The following is a 20318-nucleotide window of genomic DNA, read 5'->3' on the forward strand; positions in this document are numbered from 1 at the left end:
CAGTCATAGACAATAAAAACCCGGCGCGGAAGCCGCGCCGGGGGCGTGTACTGGGCCTTTCCCCTACGGCTATCAGCCGTGTTTACGGAGGAAGGCGGGGATTTCGATGTGCTCTTTCTGGGCCGGCTGGGCCGGTGCCCGACCATGCTGGTCGAGGTTGCCGCGAGCGCCCTCGGCACCACCGGAAACCCGCGCATTCCGGGCGCCTCCGGCTTCGATGGCGCTGCGTGCAGCCGCATCGTCAGCACTCTGCTCGACCGTCGGCTCGGCCCGCGTCGGCTCGTTCGACTTAAGGCTAATGCCGACATTCGAGGCCAGACGCTTGAACAGGGCGCGCGCGTTGCGCGGTTCCGTTTCCTGCTTTTCTTGCTCGTTCAGTGACCGCCTTGCAACAGCCGGAAGCTCCTCGGTACGCGGCATCCGGCGCTGTCCGTCGGGACGTTCGGCGCTGGACGGCACGTAAGCGCTGGGAATTGGCGCCTCGATGAGTCGCGGAGCTTCTTCGAGATGAGTGTGCGTCGCCTGCGGAATGTACGGCTCGACCGTGATGCCGTCGTCTTCCTGATAGTCCTGGTAAGTCGGCTCGGCGTAGGAAATGGCCTCGGCCACCGCCTGCTCTACCTGCGACTCAAATTCCGGCTCCGGCTGGGCTTCCGCCACGACCGTGCGTTCCGGCATTGCCTGGCGCATCACCGCAGCCTGCAGCGGCACGCGCGCCGGGTTGGCTTTCATCGGCTCGAGCGCCTGCACCATCGTTGCATCGGTGCCGGTAGCAACGACTGCCACGCGGATCGTGCCGCTCATATCGGGGTCGAAGGTGGCGCCGAGGATGATGTTGGCGTCGGCGTCGACTTCCTCGCGGATGCGACTGGCCGCCTCGTCGACTTCGTAGAGGGTGAGATCCGGACCGCCGGTGATGGAGATGAGGAGGCCGCGGGCGCCCTGCATCGACACGTCATCGAGCAGCGGGTTGGCTATCGCCGCCTCGGCAGCATGCCGTGCACGATCCTCGCCGGAAGCTTCGCCCGTACCCATCATCGCCTTGCCCATGCCGCGCATTACGGCGCGGACGTCGGCGAAGTCGAGGTTGATCAGGCCTTCCTTGACCATCAGGTCGGTGATGCAGGCGACGCCGGAGTAGAGCACCTGGTCCGCCATCTTGAAGGCGTCGGCGAAGGTGGTCTTCTCGTTGGCAACGCGGAAGAGGTTCTGGTTCGGGATGACGATCAGCGTATCGACATGCCGGTGCAGCTCATCGATGCCGTCCTCGGCAAGGCGCGAGCGCCGGTTGCCTTCGAACTGGAAGGGCTTGGTTACCACGCCGACGGTCAGGATGCCCTGCTCGCGCGCCGCACGCGCCACCACTGGGGCTGCACCGGTGCCGGTGCCGCCACCCATGCCTGCGGTGATGAACACCATGTGCGCGCCGCTGAGGTGATCGTTGATCTCGTCGTAGCTTTCTTCGGCCGCTGCCCTACCCACTTCCGGGTGGGAACCGGCACCGAGACCCTCGGTAACCGAGACGCCCAGCTGGATGATCCGCTGTGCGCTCGAAAGCGCCAGGGCCTGTGCGTCGGTGTTGGCGCAGACGAAGTCCACTCCGGAAAGGCCCGACGCAATCATGTTATTGACCGCGTTGCCGCCAGCCCCGCCGACACCGAAAACGGTGATGCGCGGCTTCAATTCTTGAATGTCCGGGATGGTGAGGTTGATGGTCATGAATGGCCCCATGCGTGGCGTGTGAGACCAGTATTAGTCGCCAATTCGTTAATCAGACCCTAACAATGCCCTCAAAACCGTTAACGTGATGGCAATTTGCAAGCCGGCCTAACGGCTTGGTTACGTTACGTTAAGCATGAAGTTGAGGCCGGCGGGGCCTCAGGGTGCAACTCGGCAGAGACTCAGAAGCTGGTGCGCAGCCAACTGCCGACGCGGGCGAGGTAGCCATCCGTGCCCGTCAGGCGGACCGAGCGGTGCGGCTCCACGTATTCCTGGGCGCAGACCTGCGGATAGATGAGCATGCCCGCAACCGTAGCGAATGCAGGGCCCTTGGCCATTTCGGGCAGGCCGGAAATGCCCATCGGGCGACCGTTTCGGACGTTGCGGGCGAGCACCCGACGCGCCACTTCGGGCAGGCCGGTGAGTTCGCTGGCGCCGCCGGTGAGAACGAATCGCCGGCCGCAGATGTCCATCATGCCGGTGGCCTGCATGCGGTCCTTGATCGCGGTAAGGACTTCCTCGATGCGCGGACGGATGATGCGGGTGATGTGCGAGCGGGGAATCTGCCCCGGCGCTTCGTCGCGAGTGGCGCCGACCGGGGTGATGGCGATCATGTCGCGCTCGTCGGCCTGGCCGGGCAGCACCGAGCCGTACATGGTCTTCAGCCGCTCTGCATCGGCGATTCCGACCGACAGGTGGCGGGCGATGTCGAGGGTCAGGTGATGCCCGCCGATGGCGATGGCGTCGGCATAGACGAGCTGGCCTTCAGCGAACACCGATACGGTGGTGGTGGCGCCGCCGAAGTCGATGCAGGCGACGCCGAGAGAGCTTTCGTCGTCGACCAGCGTGGCAAGGCCCGACGCGTAGGGAGTCGCCATCAGCGCTTCGATCTGCAGATGGCAGCGATGCAGCACCAGCTCGATGTTGCGCATGGCGAGGGTTTCAGCCGAGACCACCGCGACATCGATCGACAGCTTTTCGCCGACCATGTTCTTGGGATCCTTGATGCCTTTCTGGCCGTCGAGCGTGTACCCGATGGGCAGCGCATGGACGATCGAGCGCTCCGGGCGAACGGAACGGTCGTTGACGGCGCGCAGCACACGCTGGATATCCGCCCGCTCGACTTCCTGGCCGCCGAGGTTGACGCCGGCCGAAAACGTCTCGGAGCCAAGACGGCCCGCGGTGACGTTGACGATGACCGACTGCACGGTGACGCCTGCCGCCCGCTCCGCAATGCCGACGACGGTGCGGACGGCTTGCTCGGCCTTGTCGAGGTCGGAGATGACGCCGCTCTTGATGCCTGAGGACGGGCCATAGCCGAAGCCGATGACTTCGACATTGTGGGTGCGGCCCCGTAGCGACTTGCCTTCGGCGCGCGGCACCAGGCGGGCAATGACGCAGCAGATCTTGGTCGAGCCGATATCGAGCACCGTCACCAGCGAGGTGCGGCCCGGCTGTACCGGCTTGAGGCGGGCGGTCAGTGCATCGGTCATCATGGTCTTACTGGGCCCCGGCTTCGGCTTTGCGTTCGGCCGGGGTCTCGTAATCCGACGAACCCTTGACCGTATGCTTGTTGCTTTTCTTGTTCGCAGCGATCTCTGCGGCTGCGAGTTCACCCGGCTTCAACGTCACGATGCCCGGCACGCGCAGGTCGATCAGCGTCACGTCGCGATCGAGCAGCGCGTAGTCGGCCTGGTACATTTCCAGCCGGCTGAGAGCCTGCGCCACGCCGCTTTCCGGCAGTTGCACGCGCAGGCCGTTGCGATAGATCAGGTCCCAGCGGCGGTCGCCGATACGGCTCAGCGCAGCGAGCTGCTCCTCGAGCTTTGCGTGGCGCGCCAGCACGCGAACCATGGCGACGGCATCGTCGGCGGCGCCCTCCCCGATCACCAGCGGCAGATCGGTGTAGGAGCTGATATCGGTGCCGATCTTCTTGCCGGCATCGTCGATCAGCCACGTGGTGTCGCCGACGCGCCAGCGCGCTACGGGCACCTTCTCGACGATCGAGACGATGACGCGGTTCGGATAGACCTTCCGCACCGTGGCGGACTGTACGGCGCGCAGCCATTCGAGCCGGGCCTGCGCCTTCTGGGCGTCGAAGGTCAGCGTCGAATTGCCGGTGCCGACGGTGAGGAGCGTGATGATGTCCTTGTCGTCAGTCAGCGTCTGGCCGGTGATCTCGATGGCGTCGATGCCGAAGCCGGCCTGGGCGAACTCACCCTGGACGAAGCGATAGACAGTGACGCCGGCCGACCCGATCGCGTCACGCGCCTCGAACACGCCGACGATGAACAGCAGCGCCAACAGCGCGCCGATGCCGCGGACGATCAGCTGCTTGTGCAGCACCCAGACGTGGCTGGCCTTGACCAGGGCACGCCGGCCGGAACGGGAAATCGGGACTGGAAGGTGACGAGGATCGACGGGTTGGGCGTTGGCGAAACCCTTTGCCCCTACCTGTTGCAACTCGCATCCTCCACCATCCAGGCAACCAGATCCTCGAACGAGTGGCCGGCAAAGCGGGCCTGTTCGGGAACCAGCGACGTTTCGGTCATGCCTGGTTGGGTGTTGATTTCGAGGCAGACGAGCTCGCCGTCCGGCCCTGCCTGGTCGTTGTAGCGGAAGTCGCTCCGCGACACGCCCCGGCACCCAAGCGCAGCATGCGCCTTAAGGGCCATCTTCTGCACTTTGTCGTAAATTTTCGGTTGAATTTCAGCGGGAATGACGTGCCGGGAGCCGCCATGGGCGTACTTGGCTTCATAATTGTAGAAGCTGAGGTCGGTGACGATCTCCGTCACGCCCAGCGCCACGTCGCCCATCACGGCACAGGTCAGTTCGCGGCCGGGAATGTAGCGCTCGACCATCACGTCTTCGCCGGAGTTCCAGTCCTCGCGCAGCAATTCCTGCGGCGGGTGCGACTGGTCGGCCTTGACGATGAACACGCCGAAGCTCGAGCCGTCCGCGATGGGCTTCACCACGTATGGCGGCGCCATAACGTGGGCACGGGCGACTTCGGCCCGGTTGGCGATGGTGTGATCGGTGACCGGGATGCCGGCCGCCTTGAACATGATCTTGGCCTGGTGCTTGTTCATCGCCAAGGCCGAAGCGAGCACGCCAGAATGCGTGTACGGGATGCGCAGGAACTCGAGCACGCCCTGGATCGTCCCGTCCTCGCCGAAAGGCCCGTGCAGGGCGTTGAAGGCGACGTCCGGCTTGAGCTCGCGCAGCCGCTCGGCAATATCGTAGCCGACATCGACCTCGGTGACGTTGTACCCAGCGTTCCGCAGCGCCCGGGCGCACTCGGCTCCCGACTTCAGCGACACCGGCCGCTCATTGGCCACCCCGCCCATCAGGACGGCAACGTGCTTGGTCATAGGATTGGCCGATGTCCCTGTGTCAGATCAAACAACTCGCTAAGCCCGCATCCATTGCCTATCGCCGTCATCGTGCGCTGGACTCCCAGCAGTGTTACGGTGAAGCGTACGCCATAGCTGGGCCACCTCTCGGTTTCGTCACGCTTCCAACCTTTGACAGCCAGATCGCCAATTTGCCCCGAGGAAAAACCGCGCTCGATCAACGTTGCCCCTATCAACTGAACCGCCCTTTCAGACGACATGTTGGTCGCACACGCAGGCGGCGCTTCGAAATACTCCGACCACACGAAGAAGGCAGCGGCCGCCAGAAAGCAAATAACTGTCGCCGTAGCTGCCAACCTCAAGAATGGCCGCCCCGCCGCCCGCTTTGGGTGAACCAGTAAGGACACCGACACGCACCTAAACCGCCCCGGTGAACGGCTGGCCGTCCATGAATTCGCGGACTTCGCGGCCGGGCAGGAAATGGCCCATCCGGCGAACTTCCCATTTCAATTCGATGCCGTGCTTGTCGCGCACTTTCTGGCGGATGCTCTCGCCGACGGTTTCGACCTCGAACGCATCCGCTTCGCCCATGTTGATGAGGAAGTTGGAGTGCATCTCGCTCATCTGGGCGCGGCCGAAGGTGAAGCCACGGCCGCCGGCCTCGTCGATCACCTTCCAGCTCGAGTGTCCCTCGGGATTCTTGAAGGTGGAGCCAGCGGTCTTGGCGCGGGTCGGCTGCGTGCTTTCGCGCCGCTCCGTGACTGTGCGCATCTCGGTGAGGATCTTCTCGGGATCGCCCGGAAAACCCTGGTAGATCGCCGAGGTGAACACAGCGCCGCGCGGCCCGTTCGACTTGCGGTAGAGATAGCCCATGTCGGCATTGGTAAGCGTGACGATGTCGCCCTGCCGGGTTACCGCGCGCAGCTCGACCATGCGGGCGCGCGTCTCGGTGCCGTAGCAGCCGGCATTCATGTAGAGCGCGCCGCCAATGCCGCCGGGAATGCCGCGATAGAACCACAACCCGTCGATCCCTGCCTCGGCCGAGGCCGTGGCAACCTTCACGTCGGGGACGGCAGCGCCGGCGCGAACGCGGTGGCCGTCGAGAATGTCGATGGCGCCGAACCCCTTGGCCGGCAACCGGATCACCACACCGTCCAGGCCGCCTTCGCGGATCAGGAGGTTCGAGCCGAGCCCAACCACCGTGACGCGGATTTCAGCCGGCAGGTGCTTGAGGAAAAACGCCAGGTCCTCTTCGTCGACCGGGCGGAAGAACAGTTGCGCCGGTCCCCCTACCCTCAGCGTCGTCATTTCATCGAGCGGCTGGTTGGCGATGAGCTGGCCGCGGACTTCGGAGGTCCAACTGCCGAGTGTCGGGATCAGGTCAGGCCACTGGGGAACGTGAACGTTCATGGCAGCTCGGGCTCCTTGCCGATCAGCGCGCCAAGTTCGGCGGGCAGCGAGGCCGCCCACTGCGTGATGTTGCCGGCGCCGAGACAGACGACATAGTCGCCCTCGGCGGCGCGCGAGGCAATCAGCGGTGCCAGGGCTTCGGGACGATCGATGACGCGGGCGTCGCGGTGGCCGCGGGCGCGGATGCGCTGCACCAGCTCCTCGTGGGTTACACCCTCGATCGGCGTTTCGCCAGCGGCGTAGATCGGCGCGACGATGACCGTGTCAGCATCGTTGAAGCAGGTGGCGAAATCGTTGAACAGGTCGTGGACGCGCGAATAGCGGTGCGGCTGCACCACGGCGATGACGTCGCGACGGGTCGACTGTCGGGCTGCCTTCAGCACTGCGGCGATCTCGACAGGGTGATGACCGTAATCATCGATCACGGTGATGCCGCCCACGACGCCGGTGCGGGTGAAGCGGCGCTTGACGCCGGAGAAACCCTTGAGGCCCTTGCGGATCGCCTCGGCCGGCACCTTGAGCTGGTCGGCCACGGCGATGGCCGCGGTGGCGTTGAGCGCGTTGTGCTCGCCCGGCATCGGCAGCTCGAGGCCTTCGATGCGCAGGTGCGTCATGCGGATGCGGTCGCGGATTTCAACGGCGAAATGGCTGATGCCGTCCCTGATCTCGAGGTCGACCAGCCGCACATCGGCCTGCGGGTTGCGGCCATAGGTGATGACGCGGCGATCGCGGATCTGCCCGATCAGCGCCTGCACCTCGGGGTGGTCGATGCACATCACGGCGAAGCCGTAGAACGGCACGTTCTCGACGAAGTTGAGGAAGGCCTGCTGCACCCCGGAAAAGTCGCCGTAATAGTCGAGGTGCTCCGGGTCGATATTGGTGACGATGGCGACGTCGGCCGGCAGCTTGACGAAAGTGCCGTCGCTCTCGTCGGCCTCGACCACCATCCACTCGCCGTCGCCGAGGCGGGCATTGGTGCCGTAGGCATTGATGATGCCGCCGTTGATGACGGTGGGATCCATGTTGCCGGCATCGAGCAGTGTCGCGACCAGCGTGGTGGTGGTGGTCTTGCCATGCGTGCCGCCAATGGCGATGGCGTTCTTGAATCGCATGATCTCGGCGAGCATTTCGGCCCGGCGCACCACCGGCAGGCCGCGGGCGCGAGCGGCTGCAAGCTCCGGATTGCCCTTCTTGATCGCCGACGAGATGACGACGACAGCCGCGTCCTTGAGGTTCTCGGCCCTCTGGCCGACCTCGACCTCGATGCCCATCTTCCTGAGGCGCTGCACGTTGGGGTTCTCGGCGCTGTCAGAACCGCGGACCTTGTAGCCCTGGTTGTGCAGGATCTCGGCGATGCCGCTCATGCCGATGCCGCCGATGCCGACGAAGTGCACCGGTCCGATGTTGCGCGGCATCTTCATTGTGGTTGTTTCCCCTTGGCCACGAGGCGTTCTGCCGCGTCGGCGAGCTTGGTGACGGCGTCGGGCTGACCCAGCGATTTGGCGGCCGCTGCGGCCCGCTCCAACACGCCGGGATCACCGAGAAGTGAGGCCAAGCGAGTGCCAAGCGATAGTGGCGTAAGCGTGGCCTGCTCGGCGATCCAGCCGCCGCCCGCGGCCTCCATCACCAGCGCATTGTTCTTCTGGTCGGCGTCGATCGCACCCGGCAGCGGCACCAGGATCGCCGGCCGGCCGATTGCCGTGAGTTCGGCGATGGTCGAGGCGCCGGAGCGCGAGATGACGAGATGCGACGCGGCCATCCGTTCCGGCAGGTCATCGAAGAACGCCGCGAGCTCGACATTCACCTTGGCCTGCCGATAGGTCTCGGCCACGCGATCCAGGTCTTCGGCTCGGCACTGCTGCACGAGGCGCAGCCGCGAGCGCAATTCCTGCGGCAGTTCGGCGATGGCCGGGGGCACCAGATCGGCGAAAATGCGAGCGCCTTGGCTGCCGCCAAACACCAGCAGGCGAATGGCGCCGCCGGGTTCGAGTTCGGGATACAGCACCTTGACCACCGCACGGACACGGTCGCGCAGCGGGTTGCCCACGAGGATGGTCTTGTCGGCGAACGCCTCGGCCTTCGCCGTGCGGGCGAAGCTCAGGGCAATCACCCGCGCCATCTTCGCCAGTGCCCGGTTGGCACGACCCATTACCGAATTCTGCTCATGCAGTATCCCGGGGATGCCGCGCAGGTTGGCCGCAACGAACGGCGGGAATACCGGATAGCCGCCGAAGCCGATCACCGCATCCGGCTTGATGCTGCCGAACTTGCCGAAGGCGACGGCGATGCCGCCAAGAATGGTCACGCCGGCGCTGACAAAGCGGATCGGGTTGCCGACCGATGGGGTCGCCGACGGCACGATATGGGTGGCGCTGGCCGGAAAGTCGCTGCCATAGCTCGCGACGCGATGATCGGTCATCAACTGGATGTCGTGACCACGCCGGCGCAACTCCTGCGCCAGCGCCATTGCCGGGAAGAGATGGCCTCCCGTACCGCCTGCCATAAGGATGAATCTGCTCATTCGGCGGGGGATAGCACTCCGCTACGATAGACGGGAAGCCCGGTTGCGAGGCGCTCCTCCGGCTTCTTGCGGGTGAAAGCGAGCATCAAGCCCATGGCGAAGGCAATCGCAAGCATCGAGGTACCACCGTAGGAGACGAACGGTAGCGTCATGCCCTTGGGCGGAATGAGGTTGAGGTTCACCGCCAGGTTGATCGAGCACTGCAGCCCGAACTGGATGGCGAGGGTCGATGCGGCGAGGCGCGCGAACAGGCTCGACTGCTGCTGCGCCCCGATCAGCGCCTTGACCACGATGAAGCCGATCAGCGTCACGAGGCCGAGGCAGAACAGGATGCCGAACTCGCCGGCGGCGGCCGAGAACACGTAGTCGGCGTGGGCGTCGGGGATCACTTTCTTTGCCAGCGATTCACCCGGGCCGCGGCCGAACCAGCCGCCCTCGAGCAGCGAGTTCAGCGCCTTGTCGACCTGGTAGGTGTTGCCGCCCTCGGGATTGACGAAGCTGTCGATACGCTTGGCGAAATGCGGGAAGAACATGTAGGCGGCGAACAGCAGCCCTACCCCCGCGGCGCCCAGCCCGAAGATCACGAACCATGAGATGCCGGAAAGGAAGAGCAGCACGCCCCAGGTGGCGAGGATCAGAGCCGTCTGCCCGATATCGGGCTGCAGCAGCAGACCCGCGACGATCGTCAGCATCACGCCGGTCGCCATAAGGCGCGCCGGCACGCCGGGCCGCTTCATGCTCTCCGAGAACAGCCATGCCCCGATGACCGCAAAGGCCGGCTTCACGAATTCGGACGGCTGCACGGTATTGCCGGCAACCGACACCCAGCGCTTGGCGCCCTTGACCTCGACGCCGAACTTTAGCGTCAGCCAGAGGAGGATGATCGAAACCACCAGCACACCAAGCGCGGCGATCCGCGCCGCGCGATGCGGCAGCAGCGATGTCGCGATCATCACCGGAACGGCAAGCGCCGCAAAGATCGCCTGACGGATGATGAAATGCCACGGACCGAGGCCGAGGCGCTCCGCCACCGGCGGGCTCGCTGCGAAGCTCAGCAGCACGCCGACCAGCAGGAGGAGGATCAATCCCGCAAGCAATGACTTGTCGATCGTCCACCACCACTCGGCGATGGGGGTCTTACGCTCGCGTGAAAACATGTCCCGACGCCGCCCTCACCCGGACAGCCTCCCGTACGCACAACTAGATGCAAATTGTAGCGTCGGCTTGGTTACCAAGTTCGGAACGGATTCGCGTTTTGCGAGTCGGAGCGGCTAGCGCAGCTTCAGCGAGCTCAGCCCGATCAGCGCCAGCACGAAGCTGATGATCCAGAAGCGGATCACCACCTGGCTTTCGGTCCAGCCCATCATTTCGAAATGGTGGTGGATCGGGGCCATCTTGAAGACTCGCTTGCCGGTGAGCTTGAACGAGACCACCTGGACGATCACGGAGACGGCTTCGAGGACAAACAGGCCACCGATGATGGCGAGGACGATCTCATGCTTGGTGGCGACCGCGATGGTGCCAAGCGCGCCGCCCAGCGCCAGCGAGCCGGTGTCGCCCATGAAGATCTGGGCCGGCGGGGCGTTGAACCACAGGAACCCTAGGCCCGCGCCGATGAGCGCGCCGCAGACTACCGAGAGTTCGGCGGTTCCGGGCACCGGATTGAGGAACAGGTATTCCGAGAAGGTGGCCGAACCGACGAGATAGGCGATGAGGCCGAAGCAGGCGGCGGCGACCATCACCGGGACGATGGCGAGGCCATCGAGCCCGTCGGTGAGGTTCACCGAGTTGCCGGCGGCAACTACGACGAAAGCGCCGAAGAGGACGAAGAACCAGCCGAGATTGACCGCGAGACCCTTTACGAACGGGAAGAACAGCGAGGTCGAGGTTGCGGGATCGCCGAGAACGGAGATGAAGTAGCAGGCCACGGCGCCGATGATGGCTTCGAGGATCAGCCGCTGCCGGCCGGAGAAGCCGGCATGCGACATGCGCTTTACCTTGAGGTAATCGTCGTAAAGGCCGATGGCGCCGAACGAAACCGTGACGCCGAGCACCACCCAGACATAGCCGTTGGAGAGGTTCGACCAGAGCAAGATCGAGATCACTGTCGCCGACAGGATCATCAATCCGCCCATCGTGGGCGTGCCCTTCTTGGTCAGCAGGTGACCGGCGGGGCCGTCCTCGCGGATCGGCTGGCCCTTGCCCTGGCGGATGCGCAACGCCGAAATCATGCCGGGGCCGAACAGGAACACGAAGAACAGCGCGGTCATCACCGCGCCCGCCGTCCTGAAAGTGATGTAACGGAACACATTGAAGGCGGCGAGGCTATCGCCCAACTGCCCGAGGAAATACAGCATCCTGTCGGTGTCCCACCCGTCGCCTAGGCGTTCTGGAAGCGCTCGCGGATCTTCTGCACCAACGGTGCAAGCCGGACGCCTTTCGACCCTTTGACCATAACTGCGTCGCCATAGGCAAGCGCGGAGAGAACGGTATCGGTGATCTCCTCCGCGGTTGGCATATGCGTCACACCGGGGATATCGCGGTCGCTCTCGGCGCGATGGCGCAACTCATCGGCGAGTGCGCGCATCGCCGAGCCGACGAGGAAAATCTGCCTGGCGCCGGTCTTTAGCACGGCGTTAGCGAGGCCGGCGTGGAGTTGCGGGCCCTGCGGGCCCATCTCCAGCATGTCGCCGAGAACCAGGACCTTCCGGCCATCAGGCGCCCTGACACCGGCGTAGAGTTCCATGGCTGCAGTCATCGAGGCGACGTTGGCGTTGTAGCTCTCGTCGACGAGCAGCAACGGCTTGGCATCGGGCCCCAGGCGAAGCGTGAGGCCCCTGCCCTCCGGCGCGCCGAATTTGGCCAGGGCTGCGATCGCCTTGCGCGTCCCCTCGCCCGAGAGGTGCGCCACGGCGAGCGCCGCGACCGCGTTGGCCACCATGTGGCGACCGGGCACCTGGAGGTGCAGATTGAAGCGTTCGCCCGCATGGTCCACTTCCGCAAGCGTCGCGCTGGCGCTGCTATCGACCCGGCCGATATGCCAATCGGCGCTGTCGTCGAAGCCATAGGTGACGATCCGTGACACGCCGGCCGCCCGGGCATGGGCGAAGAGGATATGGAGGTGCTCATGGTCGGCGTTGAGCACTGCGGTGCCCCCCGGCTCGAGCCCCAGGAAGATCTCCGCCTTGGCGACGGCGATATCTCCAACGGAGTTGAAGAACTCGAGATGCGCGGCGGCGACGGTGGTGATTACCGCGATGTGCGGGCGAACCAGCTTCACCAGCGGCGTGATCTCGCCCGGGTGATTCATGCCGATCTCGAACACGCCGAACTGCGCCTCGCGCGGCATGCGCGCCAGCATCAGCGGCACGCCCCAGTGGTTGTTAAAGCTCTTGATCGAGTAGTGCGTCTCGCCCGAGGCGGCGAGTACGGTGCGGATCGCTTCCTTGGTGGTGGTCTTGCCGGCGCTGCCGGTGACGGCGATGATCTGGCCACGGTTGCGGGCGCGCGCGGCGATGCCGAGTTGCTCCAGCGCCTTCAGCGTATCGAGCACGACGATCAGATTCTTGCCGCCGTGAGCGGCGTGGTAGGCTTCGGAGACCAGCGCCGCGGTGGCGCCGGCTTCCAGCGCCTTGCCGACGAAATCGTGCCCGTCATGGGTATCGCCGCGGATCGCGACGAACAGCGCTTCCGGGGCGATTTCGCGGGAATCGATGGAGATCGAGGAGATCGGGCCGTCCGACAGGCCCTCGGGCCGGCCGCCGGTGGCTTTGACGACCTCGGCGACGGTCCAGAGCGGTCGCATCGGCGCTAGAGTCCTTTCAGCGTCTCCAGCACCACTTCGTGGTCGGAGAAATGGTGCTTGGTGGTGCCGATGATCTGATAGTCCTCATGGCCCTTGCCGGCAATCAGCAGCACGTCGCCGGGCTGCAGACGGCCAATGGCAGTCTCGATGGCCCGGCGGCGATCGCCGACCTCGAGGGCATTGGGCGCCGCCGCCAGTATCTCGGAGCGGACGGTAGCCGCGTCCTCGGTGCGCGGGTTGTCGTCGGTGATGATCACGTCGTCGGCGAGGCGGTGGGCGACGTCGCCCATGATCGGGCGCTTACCCTTGTCGCGGTCACCGCCGGCCCCAAAGACGAGGCGGAGCTTCGACTTGGCATATGGGCGGAGTGACTCCAACGCCGTCTCCAGCGCCACGGGCTTGTGCGAATAGTCGACGAAGATGGCGGCGCCGTTATGCTCGGCGACGAGTTCCAGCCGGCCCTTGGCGCCCTTGAGGCTTTCCAGCGCTTTCACCGCCCGATCGGCCGGCGCACCGGTGGCGATGGCGAGTGCGAGCGCTACGGCGGCGTTGTTGACCTGGAACGCGCCGGTCAGCGGCAGATAGAAGCTCACCGGCTCGCCGACCATGCGGCCGATGACGCGCTGGCCATAGCCCTCGTTCTTGATCTCCGTGATCTCGAGGAACGCGCCTTCCTTGCCGACGGTCATCAGCGTGGCCCCGCGATCGAGCGCGGCGAACAGGAACGGCGTGTGCTCGGGGTCGTCGACGTTGACCACCGCCGCGCCGCCTTCGGCGATCAGGTCGGTGAACAGGCGGAGCTTGGCGTCACGGTAGGTGTCCATGTCGCGGTGATAGTCGAGATGGTCGCGGCTGAGATTGGTGAAGGCTACCGCGTTGAAACGGATGCCGTCGACGCGCCGCTGGTCGAGGCCCTGGCTGGAGGCCTCCATGGCGACGTGGCCAATACCTTCGGCGCGCAGCTCGCCGAGATCCCGATGCAGCGACAGCGGGTCCGAGGTGGTGAGTTCGCGCGGCCGGATGCCGGCCTTGGTCTCGACGCCGACCGTGCCGAGGCTGGCCGCCTCGATGCCGCAGGCCGTCCAGATCTGGCGCACGAACGAGACGATCGAGGATTTACCGTTGGTGCCGGTAACAGCAACCGAGATTTCCGGTTGCGGCGCGAACTGTCGCGCGGCGGCCTGGGCGTAGGCGGCGCGCACATCGTCGACCAGCACAACGGGGATACCGGGATCGGCATCCGGCTGCCGGTCACTGATCATCACGCTGGCGCCCCGCCCCACGGCCTGCGCCGCAAAGCCATCGCCATGTACGCGTGTTCCGGGCAGCGCGAAGAACGCCTCGCCCGGGACGATCGCCCGGCTGTCGGCGTTGATGCCTTCAACTTCAAGCGGCGGAATAGAGGGGGCACCGGCCCCCTTGAGCAGGTCTGCGAGCGCGAAGGGCACGTCCACGCCTTCTTCTAGGACTTCAGCGAAGTTCGACTGGGACAAGGTTCGTATCCAACATTTCGCTGAAGTCTGGGCTGATTCCAAGCATCGGTGCAGCCCGCTGTACAATGCGGCCGGTGACTTCACCAGCATTCCAGCCTGCGGTGACGCCGCTCTGGGCGTTTTCCGCGTGCGGCTCATCGACCACGATCACCATCGCATAGCGCGGGTTGTCGAGGGGAAAGGCCGAGGCGAAGGCGTTGAAGTTGACGTTGGAGGTGTAGCGGCCGTTGACCACCTTTTCGGCGGTACCCGTCTTGCCGCCGACACGATAGCCGTTGGCAATCTTGTTCATGCGCGAGCCCGAGCCGCCCGCGCCGATGGCGTTGAGGCGCATCAGGTAGCGGACCTCGGCGCTGGTATGGGGCGAAATCACGCGCTCGTAGAGCTGGCGGGCCTCTGCCTCGGTGCGCTTGTAGATCGTTGGCGGCACCATGTTGCCGTCGTTCACGAAAGCGGCGACCGCGCGCGCCATGTGCAGCGGCGACACGGACAGGCCGTGGCCGAAGCTCGAGGTTGCGGCGACGATCTCGGAGAACTTCTCCGGCACCTTGGGCTTGCGCATTTCCGGCAGCTCGAACGGCACCGGCTTATCCATGCCGATCTTGCTCAGGAAGGCACGGAAATCATCCTTGCCCAGCTGCTGCATGATCTTGATGGTGCCGATGTTGGACGAGTATTTGTAGACTTCCGGCAGCGTCAGGATCCGGTGCTTGCCGTGGAAATCGTCGATGGTGAAGCGACCGAAGCGCACGCCGAAGCGAGCATCGAACTGGTCGGTGATCTTCACCTTGCCGCTGTCGAGGGCGCCAGCCAGGGTGATGGTCTTGAAGGTCGAGCCGAGTTCGTAGATGCCGGAGGTGATGCGGTTGAAGCGGTCGTTCTTGACCCCGTTATAGTCCTGGAACAGGGTCGACGGATTGTTCGGGTCGAAATCCGGCAGCGACGCCAGTGCGACGACCTCGCCGGTTTTGACGTCCAGCATCACACCCGCCGCGGCGACGGCCTTGTAGCGGACCAGCGCATCCTGCAGCTGCTCGTACATCACGTGCTGAACGCGCAGGTCGATCGAGAGGTTCACCGGCGCCAGCTCGTTGCCGCGGGCGAGGCCGATCGACTGCAGCATTGCGAGGCTGTCGTCGTCCATGTGCTTTTCGATGCCCATGGTGCCCTGGTTGTCGATGTTGACGGCACCCAGGATGTGCGACGCCTCCTGCCCCGACGGGTAGAAGCGCTTGCTCTCGGTGACGAACTCAATGCCCGGGATGCCGAGCTGGAAGATCTTCTCTTCGATCGCCGGAGTGAGCTCGCGCTTCACCCAGACGAACCCCTTGTCGCCGGTGAGGCGCTTGCGCAGCCAGTCCTCGTTGAGGTCGGGGAGTACGGTGCGCAGCTTCTGCACCGCCTCTTCGACGTCGATGATGCGGCGCGGCTCGGCAAACAGCGACGGCACACGGATATCGACGGCCATCTCCAGGCCATTGCGGTCGAGGATGGCCGGGCGGCTGGCAGTGATGACATCGCGGGCAACGCCTTCGATGGTCGAGTCGGTGACGGTGGCGCCAAGCTGGATCAGTCGGCCGCCGACCGTGCCGAAGACCAGCACCAGCGCCACGATGACCCAGCGGATGCGAGCCTTGGTGAGATTGCCGCGTGCCTTCCGCCCGCCGTCGAGCGAGATGGTCTCGGCGCCTTCGGTGATGATCGCCATCTAGTTGGCCTCGATCAGCTGTTCGATCGGGTCGATGCCCGCGTCGAGTGAGGAGAGCAGCGCATCGAGCGCTTGCGTGTCGGGAGCGGCGGGCCGCATCGGCAGATTGTCCATCCGGCCGAACTGTTCCTGATTGGTCGGGATCAGCGCCAGCGCTTCCTGGTGGCGGGCGACGATCGGAGCGACGTGCGCCGGCTGGTTCAGGTAGGACCAATCGGCGTTCAGCAGACTGAGATCGCCCTCCTGGCGCTCGATCTTGCGCTCCAGCGCAACCTTGGCGCTGGCGATGTCCTCGACGGAATATTTCAGCGCGTAGACCCCGACCAGCCCCACAAGGCTGGTGCAGACCATCACCGCGTTGAGCATCTTGATCATGCGGCACCTCGAGACATCGGCACGCCTAGCCCGGCGTAGCTCACCGTCCGCGCCGGCGCAGCAGTACGGCTGCCCGAGCGCAGCGTTGCCGAGCGAGAGCGGGGGTTACGGGCGATCTCGGCGGAAGACGCCTTCTGCGCCTTGCCGGCCCGTGCCCAGCGCGGCGCCTCGAGCACCACCTGCGGCAAGTGCCGCGACTGTGTCGGCGCGCCCTTCTCGGGATCGAAGAAGCGCTTGACGATGCGATCTTCCAGCGAATGGAAGGTGACGACGGCAAGCCGGCCGCCTTCCGTCAGCAGCCGCTCGCTGGCGAACAGGCCCTCGACGAGCTGGTCGAACTCGCCGTTCACCGCGATGCGGAGCGCCTGGAAACTGCGAGTGGCGGGATGCGCGTCGCCGGGCTTGCGGCCGATGGTCTTTTCGATGAGCCGGGCGAGCTGCGTCGTGGTCGAAATCGGCGCGGTGGCGCGCGCGGCAACAACGGCACTGGCGATGCGGCGCGACTTGCGCTCCTCGCCGAAGGCAAACAGCAGGTTGGCGAGGTCGGCCTCTTCGAGGGTATTCACCAGATCGGCGGCGGACTCTCCATCGGAGGACATCCGCATATCGAGCGGGCCTTCCTGCATGAACGAGAAGCCGCGCTCGGCCTGATCGAGCTGCATCGACGAGACGCCGATATCGAGCACCACACCGTCCACTGGGCCGCCGGCCAGTTCATCCAGATTGGAAAACGTGCCGGCGATGAACTTGAATCGACTCGGGAAATCGGCGTTGAGCGCCTCGACATGCGGGAGCACAGAGGGATCACGATCGAGTGCGACGACAGAGGCGCCGGCTTCGAGCAGGGCGCGGGAATAACCCCCTGCTCCGAACGTGCCGTCGAGGATGCGGGCACCCTCCAGCGGCTGCAGCGCTTCGAGCACCTCGGCCAGCAGCACCGGCACATGCGGCGCCTGCTGCTCGCTGCCCTTCGGCTTGCTCATCTTCCGCCCGAACTCCACTCCGGCAAAGCCGGCACGCACAATAAACCCAAAGGGGTATCGGCGCACTTTGCCGAGTTCGGATTAAGATTCTGTTGAGCTTATCCGCCGCCGCGGCGGCTAGTTGTCGCCGCCCTCGTACTGGAACACCTGCTCAAGCGGCGCGCCAAAGGCCCGGGCGATGCGGAAGGCCACTTCGAGCGACGGCGAATAGCGCCCCTGCTCGATCGCGACGATGGTCTGGCGGGTGACGCCGACCTTCTCCGCCAATGCAGCCTGGGTCATCTCGCCAGCGTTGAAGCGCAGCGCGCGGATGGTGTTGGCGATCTGGGGCTGTCCCTTGCCCATGGCGTCAGCCGATCCGGTAGTAGACGAGCCGGGAAGCGGCATCGACCACGCCCGCCAGCATCAAACCGACGAACAGGACATAAACCGCGACGGCCGGTTCATAGCCCCAAGCCAGCGGAAACAGGCTCAGGGCCCCGATGGCCGAAGCGACAACGTACGCGTTCCGCATGCCCTTCAGGCCGACTGCTTTGTCCCGCTCATCCGCCCGCTCGTCCTTGAACTCCTCCCGCCGGGCGATGGAGACAAGGATGGTCATGAGGATCATCGCCGCGATGTTGAACAGCACCACAAACAGGATAGCCCAGAGCAACCGGGCGGCCACCTCGGCGATCGATGTGGCGGGGTCGGTCACCGCCTCGAAGATCACCCAGGCGCCGATAACGACGGCCCCGAGGATATTCACCACGGCTTCCCATTCCTTGTAGCTCATCTCGGCCTCCGGCTCGTTACAACGGTGATGCCTATGTAATGCGAACCTGACATTGTGTCAAGTTTTTCATACATCACGTCGCAAATAGCGGACTCCCGGTCGGATCAGCGCCATGGAGAAGGGCAAGTGCCAGTTGACCTATAAGCCGGGTTCTGTAGGGCCGGCGCCTCACGGCGCTGACGTGGTGACCATTCATCTTTGACCGGCATTACTGCCGGCCTTATGCAACCAACCCGGATGACAGGCCTCGAAAACCGGCTGGGGCGAACCCCGCGTCATCCCTATTTGGTCTTGCTCCCGGTGGGGTTTGCCGTGCCGTCCCTGTTGCCAGGTCCGCGGTGCGCTCTTACCGCACCCTTTCATCCTTACCCATGCCGAGGCGTGGGCGGTTTGCTTTCTGTGGCACTTTCCCTGGGGTCGCCCCCGGCGGCCGTTAGCCGTCACCGTATTTCGATGGAGCCCGGACTTTCCTCTCCCACGGAAACAGGAGCGGCCACCCGGTCAACTGGCGAGGCGCATATGGGGGGTGGGGCAAGGCCCCGTCAAGCGCGCAGTCAGGCGGCGCGCTTCATGATCTGGTTGTAGGCGTTGTTGATCGCCGCCATGCGGGCGGTCGCCATGTCGATCATTTCCTCGGGCACGCCCTTGGCGATCAGCCGATCGGGATGATGTTCCGCGACGAGGAGTCGATAGACCCGCTTCACCTCGTCCCGCTCGGCGCTCGGCGCGAGACCGAGGACGACATAGGGGTCGGCGCCGCGATCGAACAGCACGTGCTGCGAGGTCAGCTGCTCGAAGCGCGCATCGTCGAAGCCGAAGATGTCGCTGACATTCTTCAGGTAATCGAGCTCGGCCTCGTGGATCAGCCCGTCGGCCGAGGCGATGAAGAACAGGCTGTCGAGCACATGCTCGAGCGTGTCAGGACTGTCGATGAAGAAGCGGCGGACCTTCCTGGCATAGGCCTCGTAGCCGGCGACGTCCTGCTGGGCGAGCTTGAAGAGCTTGTCGACCTGCTGCTCGATGCCTGACGGAATCTCGACGGTGCGCTGGAACGCGCGCAGTTCCGAGGCCGTCACCACGCCATCCGACACCGCCATCTTGGCCGAGAGCGCGATCAGCGCCAGCGTGAACGCGGCGTCGCGCCCGCCCGGCAGCCAGGTGTCGGGATCGAGCGCGTTGATGAATGAGCCGACGATGCCGGTCCGCTCCGAAGCCGACCCTACGAAGGCGCTAAGACGCTGCCAGACCGACATATGCCTCTCCGATCTCGGCGCACAATAGCGGCCGAACGGGAAAATAATAGCCGTGAGACATGCGGCGGATTGCATCGTCGGGCCCCCATGGACGTTTCGGCCGCCTTGTGAGGCGGCCGCAGGTTTCAGAAGAAGAAGAACTCGTCGTCCGGCAGCTGCTTCTTCTTTTTGTTGGGGCCCTCATCGAGGTAGAACCCATCCGGATCGTAGTCATCCGAGGTCTGCGACAACAGGCCCTTGCGCTCGAGATAGTCGGCGAGCGAGCCCGAATCCCATTCCTCGAGCTGATCGCCTGTCACGACCTCGTCGTCGCTGAGCGGGAACGGCTCGACAGCGGCGTTCTCCTGCTGCTTCACCTTGTTCTCGTCGAGAATCAGCGGCTTTTCTGCAGCCGGCAGCGACGCTACCTCGGTCGCCTTGGGCCGGGCGCTGCGCGGCAGCGGCATCGGCGGGTTGGCTTCGGCGGGCGCTACGGTCGCGACCTCGGTCGGCGCCTTGATCGGGGTCGTCGGCGAGACCGGCTTCAGCGTGACGGGCTTCTGCGGCGCAGGCGTCACGGCGGCATTGTCGCCGTCCGAAATGTATGAGGGCAGCTTCTTGCCCTTCGCCAGCAGCTTGTCGACCGGATCCTCGGTCGTGACGCTGGCGGTCTCGATCGGATCAGTCGCCGCGGGCTTGGCTGCCGGAAGCTTCAGGGCTGGCTTGGTCGCGGTGGCATCTGCAGCGGTCACGGCAGTCGCCGTGGTGCTGGTCGGGTTGCCGACGACCATGTTCGCGGCAGGCACCGCGAGGATGACGACTAGACCGGCCCAAGCCAGTCCGCCCTTCACCTTGCCATCGAGTTTCATTGGCTGCTGTCCTTCAAACTTGCCCCCGTCCCCAAGCCCGACGGAAGCCAATTAACGTGGCCATTTTGTGGATGG

General features: G+C 65.0%; 18 protein-coding genes and 1 other RNA gene. All 19 read right to left on the reverse strand.

Features of this window, described 5'->3' with window-relative positions:
* Window positions 1-72 precede the first annotated feature (72 nt).
* A complete protein-coding gene (gene ftsZ, locus AC1DYL_RS00100) occupies window positions 73-1719 on the reverse strand; it encodes a cell division protein FtsZ (RefSeq protein ID WP_477171598.1) in 1647 nt (548 codons plus the stop codon).
* A gap of 182 nt (window positions 1720-1901) precedes the next feature.
* Window positions 1902-3215, reverse strand: a complete 1314-nt coding sequence (gene ftsA, locus AC1DYL_RS00105; RefSeq protein WP_477171599.1) for a cell division protein FtsA — start codon at window positions 3213-3215, stop codon at window positions 1902-1904.
* 4 nt (window positions 3216-3219) lie between these two features.
* The gene (locus AC1DYL_RS00110; RefSeq protein ID WP_477171600.1) at window positions 3220-4182 is read right to left on the reverse strand and encodes a cell division protein FtsQ/DivIB; all 963 of its coding nucleotides are present in this window, start codon (window positions 4180-4182) and stop codon (window positions 3220-3222) included.
* A complete protein-coding gene (locus AC1DYL_RS00115) occupies window positions 4170-5090 on the reverse strand; it encodes a D-alanine--D-alanine ligase (RefSeq protein ID WP_477171601.1) in 921 nt (306 codons plus the stop codon). Before AC1DYL_RS00115 ends, AC1DYL_RS00110 begins: the two co-directional genes overlap by 13 nt.
* A gap of 399 nt (window positions 5091-5489) precedes the next feature.
* On the reverse strand, window positions 5490-6482 hold the full coding sequence (gene murB / locus AC1DYL_RS00120; protein WP_477171602.1) for a UDP-N-acetylmuramate dehydrogenase: 993 nt from the start codon (window positions 6480-6482) through the stop codon (window positions 5490-5492).
* On the reverse strand, window positions 6479-7903 hold the full coding sequence (gene murC / locus AC1DYL_RS00125) for a UDP-N-acetylmuramate--L-alanine ligase (RefSeq protein ID WP_477171603.1): 1425 nt from the start codon (window positions 7901-7903) through the stop codon (window positions 6479-6481). The genes murB and murC overlap by 4 nt, the downstream gene beginning before the upstream one ends.
* Entirely contained in the window at window positions 7900-8985 is a 1086-nt protein-coding gene (gene murG, locus AC1DYL_RS00130) for an undecaprenyldiphospho-muramoylpentapeptide beta-N-acetylglucosaminyltransferase (protein WP_477171604.1), read from the reverse strand. The genes murC and murG overlap by 4 nt, the downstream gene beginning before the upstream one ends.
* Before the next feature lie 14 nt (window positions 8986-8999).
* Complete coding sequence (locus AC1DYL_RS00135) at window positions 9000-10160, reverse strand: FtsW/RodA/SpoVE family cell cycle protein (RefSeq protein WP_477149026.1); 1161 nt, start codon at window positions 10158-10160, stop codon at window positions 9000-9002.
* 114 nt (window positions 10161-10274) lie between these two features.
* Window positions 10275-11360 (reverse strand): phospho-N-acetylmuramoyl-pentapeptide-transferase, encoded by a 1086-nt coding sequence (mraY, locus tag AC1DYL_RS00140; protein ID WP_477149025.1) that lies wholly within the window; start codon window positions 11358-11360, stop codon window positions 10275-10277.
* A gap of 23 nt (window positions 11361-11383) precedes the next feature.
* Window positions 11384-12808, reverse strand: a complete 1425-nt coding sequence (locus AC1DYL_RS00145; RefSeq protein WP_477149024.1) for a UDP-N-acetylmuramoyl-tripeptide--D-alanyl-D-alanine ligase — start codon at window positions 12806-12808, stop codon at window positions 11384-11386.
* Window positions 12809-12813: 5 nt separating this feature from the next.
* Window positions 12814-14301 carry a UDP-N-acetylmuramoyl-L-alanyl-D-glutamate--2,6-diaminopimelate ligase gene (locus tag AC1DYL_RS00150; RefSeq protein ID WP_477149023.1) on the reverse strand — a complete coding sequence of 496 codons (1488 nt, stop codon included), beginning with the start codon at window positions 14299-14301 and terminating at the stop codon, window positions 12814-12816.
* Window positions 14279-16009: a peptidoglycan D,D-transpeptidase FtsI family protein gene (locus tag AC1DYL_RS00155; RefSeq protein ID WP_477149022.1), complete on the reverse strand. Its 1731-nt coding sequence runs from the start codon at window positions 16007-16009 to the stop codon at window positions 14279-14281. The genes AC1DYL_RS00150 and AC1DYL_RS00155 overlap by 23 nt, the downstream gene beginning before the upstream one ends.
* Window positions 16010-16384 (reverse strand): cell division protein FtsL, encoded by a 375-nt coding sequence (gene ftsL, locus AC1DYL_RS00160; protein ID WP_477149021.1) that lies wholly within the window; start codon window positions 16382-16384, stop codon window positions 16010-16012.
* The gene (gene rsmH / locus AC1DYL_RS00165) at window positions 16381-17367 is read right to left on the reverse strand and encodes a 16S rRNA (cytosine(1402)-N(4))-methyltransferase RsmH (RefSeq protein WP_477149020.1); all 987 of its coding nucleotides are present in this window, start codon (window positions 17365-17367) and stop codon (window positions 16381-16383) included. The genes ftsL and rsmH overlap by 4 nt, the downstream gene beginning before the upstream one ends.
* Window positions 17368-17484: 117 nt before the next feature.
* Window positions 17485-17712 carry a helix-turn-helix transcriptional regulator gene (locus AC1DYL_RS00170; protein WP_477149019.1) on the reverse strand — a complete coding sequence of 76 codons (228 nt, stop codon included), beginning with the start codon at window positions 17710-17712 and terminating at the stop codon, window positions 17485-17487.
* Between the two features lie 4 nt (window positions 17713-17716).
* Window positions 17717-18142, reverse strand: coding sequence for a hypothetical protein (locus AC1DYL_RS00175; RefSeq protein ID WP_477149018.1), 426 nt, complete (start codon window positions 18140-18142; stop codon window positions 17717-17719).
* 125 nt (window positions 18143-18267) lie between these two features.
* An RNA gene (gene rnpB / locus AC1DYL_RS00180) (RNase P RNA component class A) lies at window positions 18268-18651 on the reverse strand.
* Window positions 18652-18696: 45 nt separating this feature from the next.
* Window positions 18697-19395 (reverse strand): TerB family tellurite resistance protein, encoded by a 699-nt coding sequence (locus tag AC1DYL_RS00185; protein ID WP_477149017.1) that lies wholly within the window; start codon window positions 19393-19395, stop codon window positions 18697-18699.
* A gap of 125 nt (window positions 19396-19520) precedes the next feature.
* Window positions 19521-20243 carry a hypothetical protein gene (locus AC1DYL_RS00190; RefSeq protein WP_477171605.1) on the reverse strand — a complete coding sequence of 241 codons (723 nt, stop codon included), beginning with the start codon at window positions 20241-20243 and terminating at the stop codon, window positions 19521-19523.
* Window positions 20244-20318 lie beyond the last annotated feature (75 nt).

This window comes from Devosia sp. P1_H9 (genome assembly GCF_056405135.1).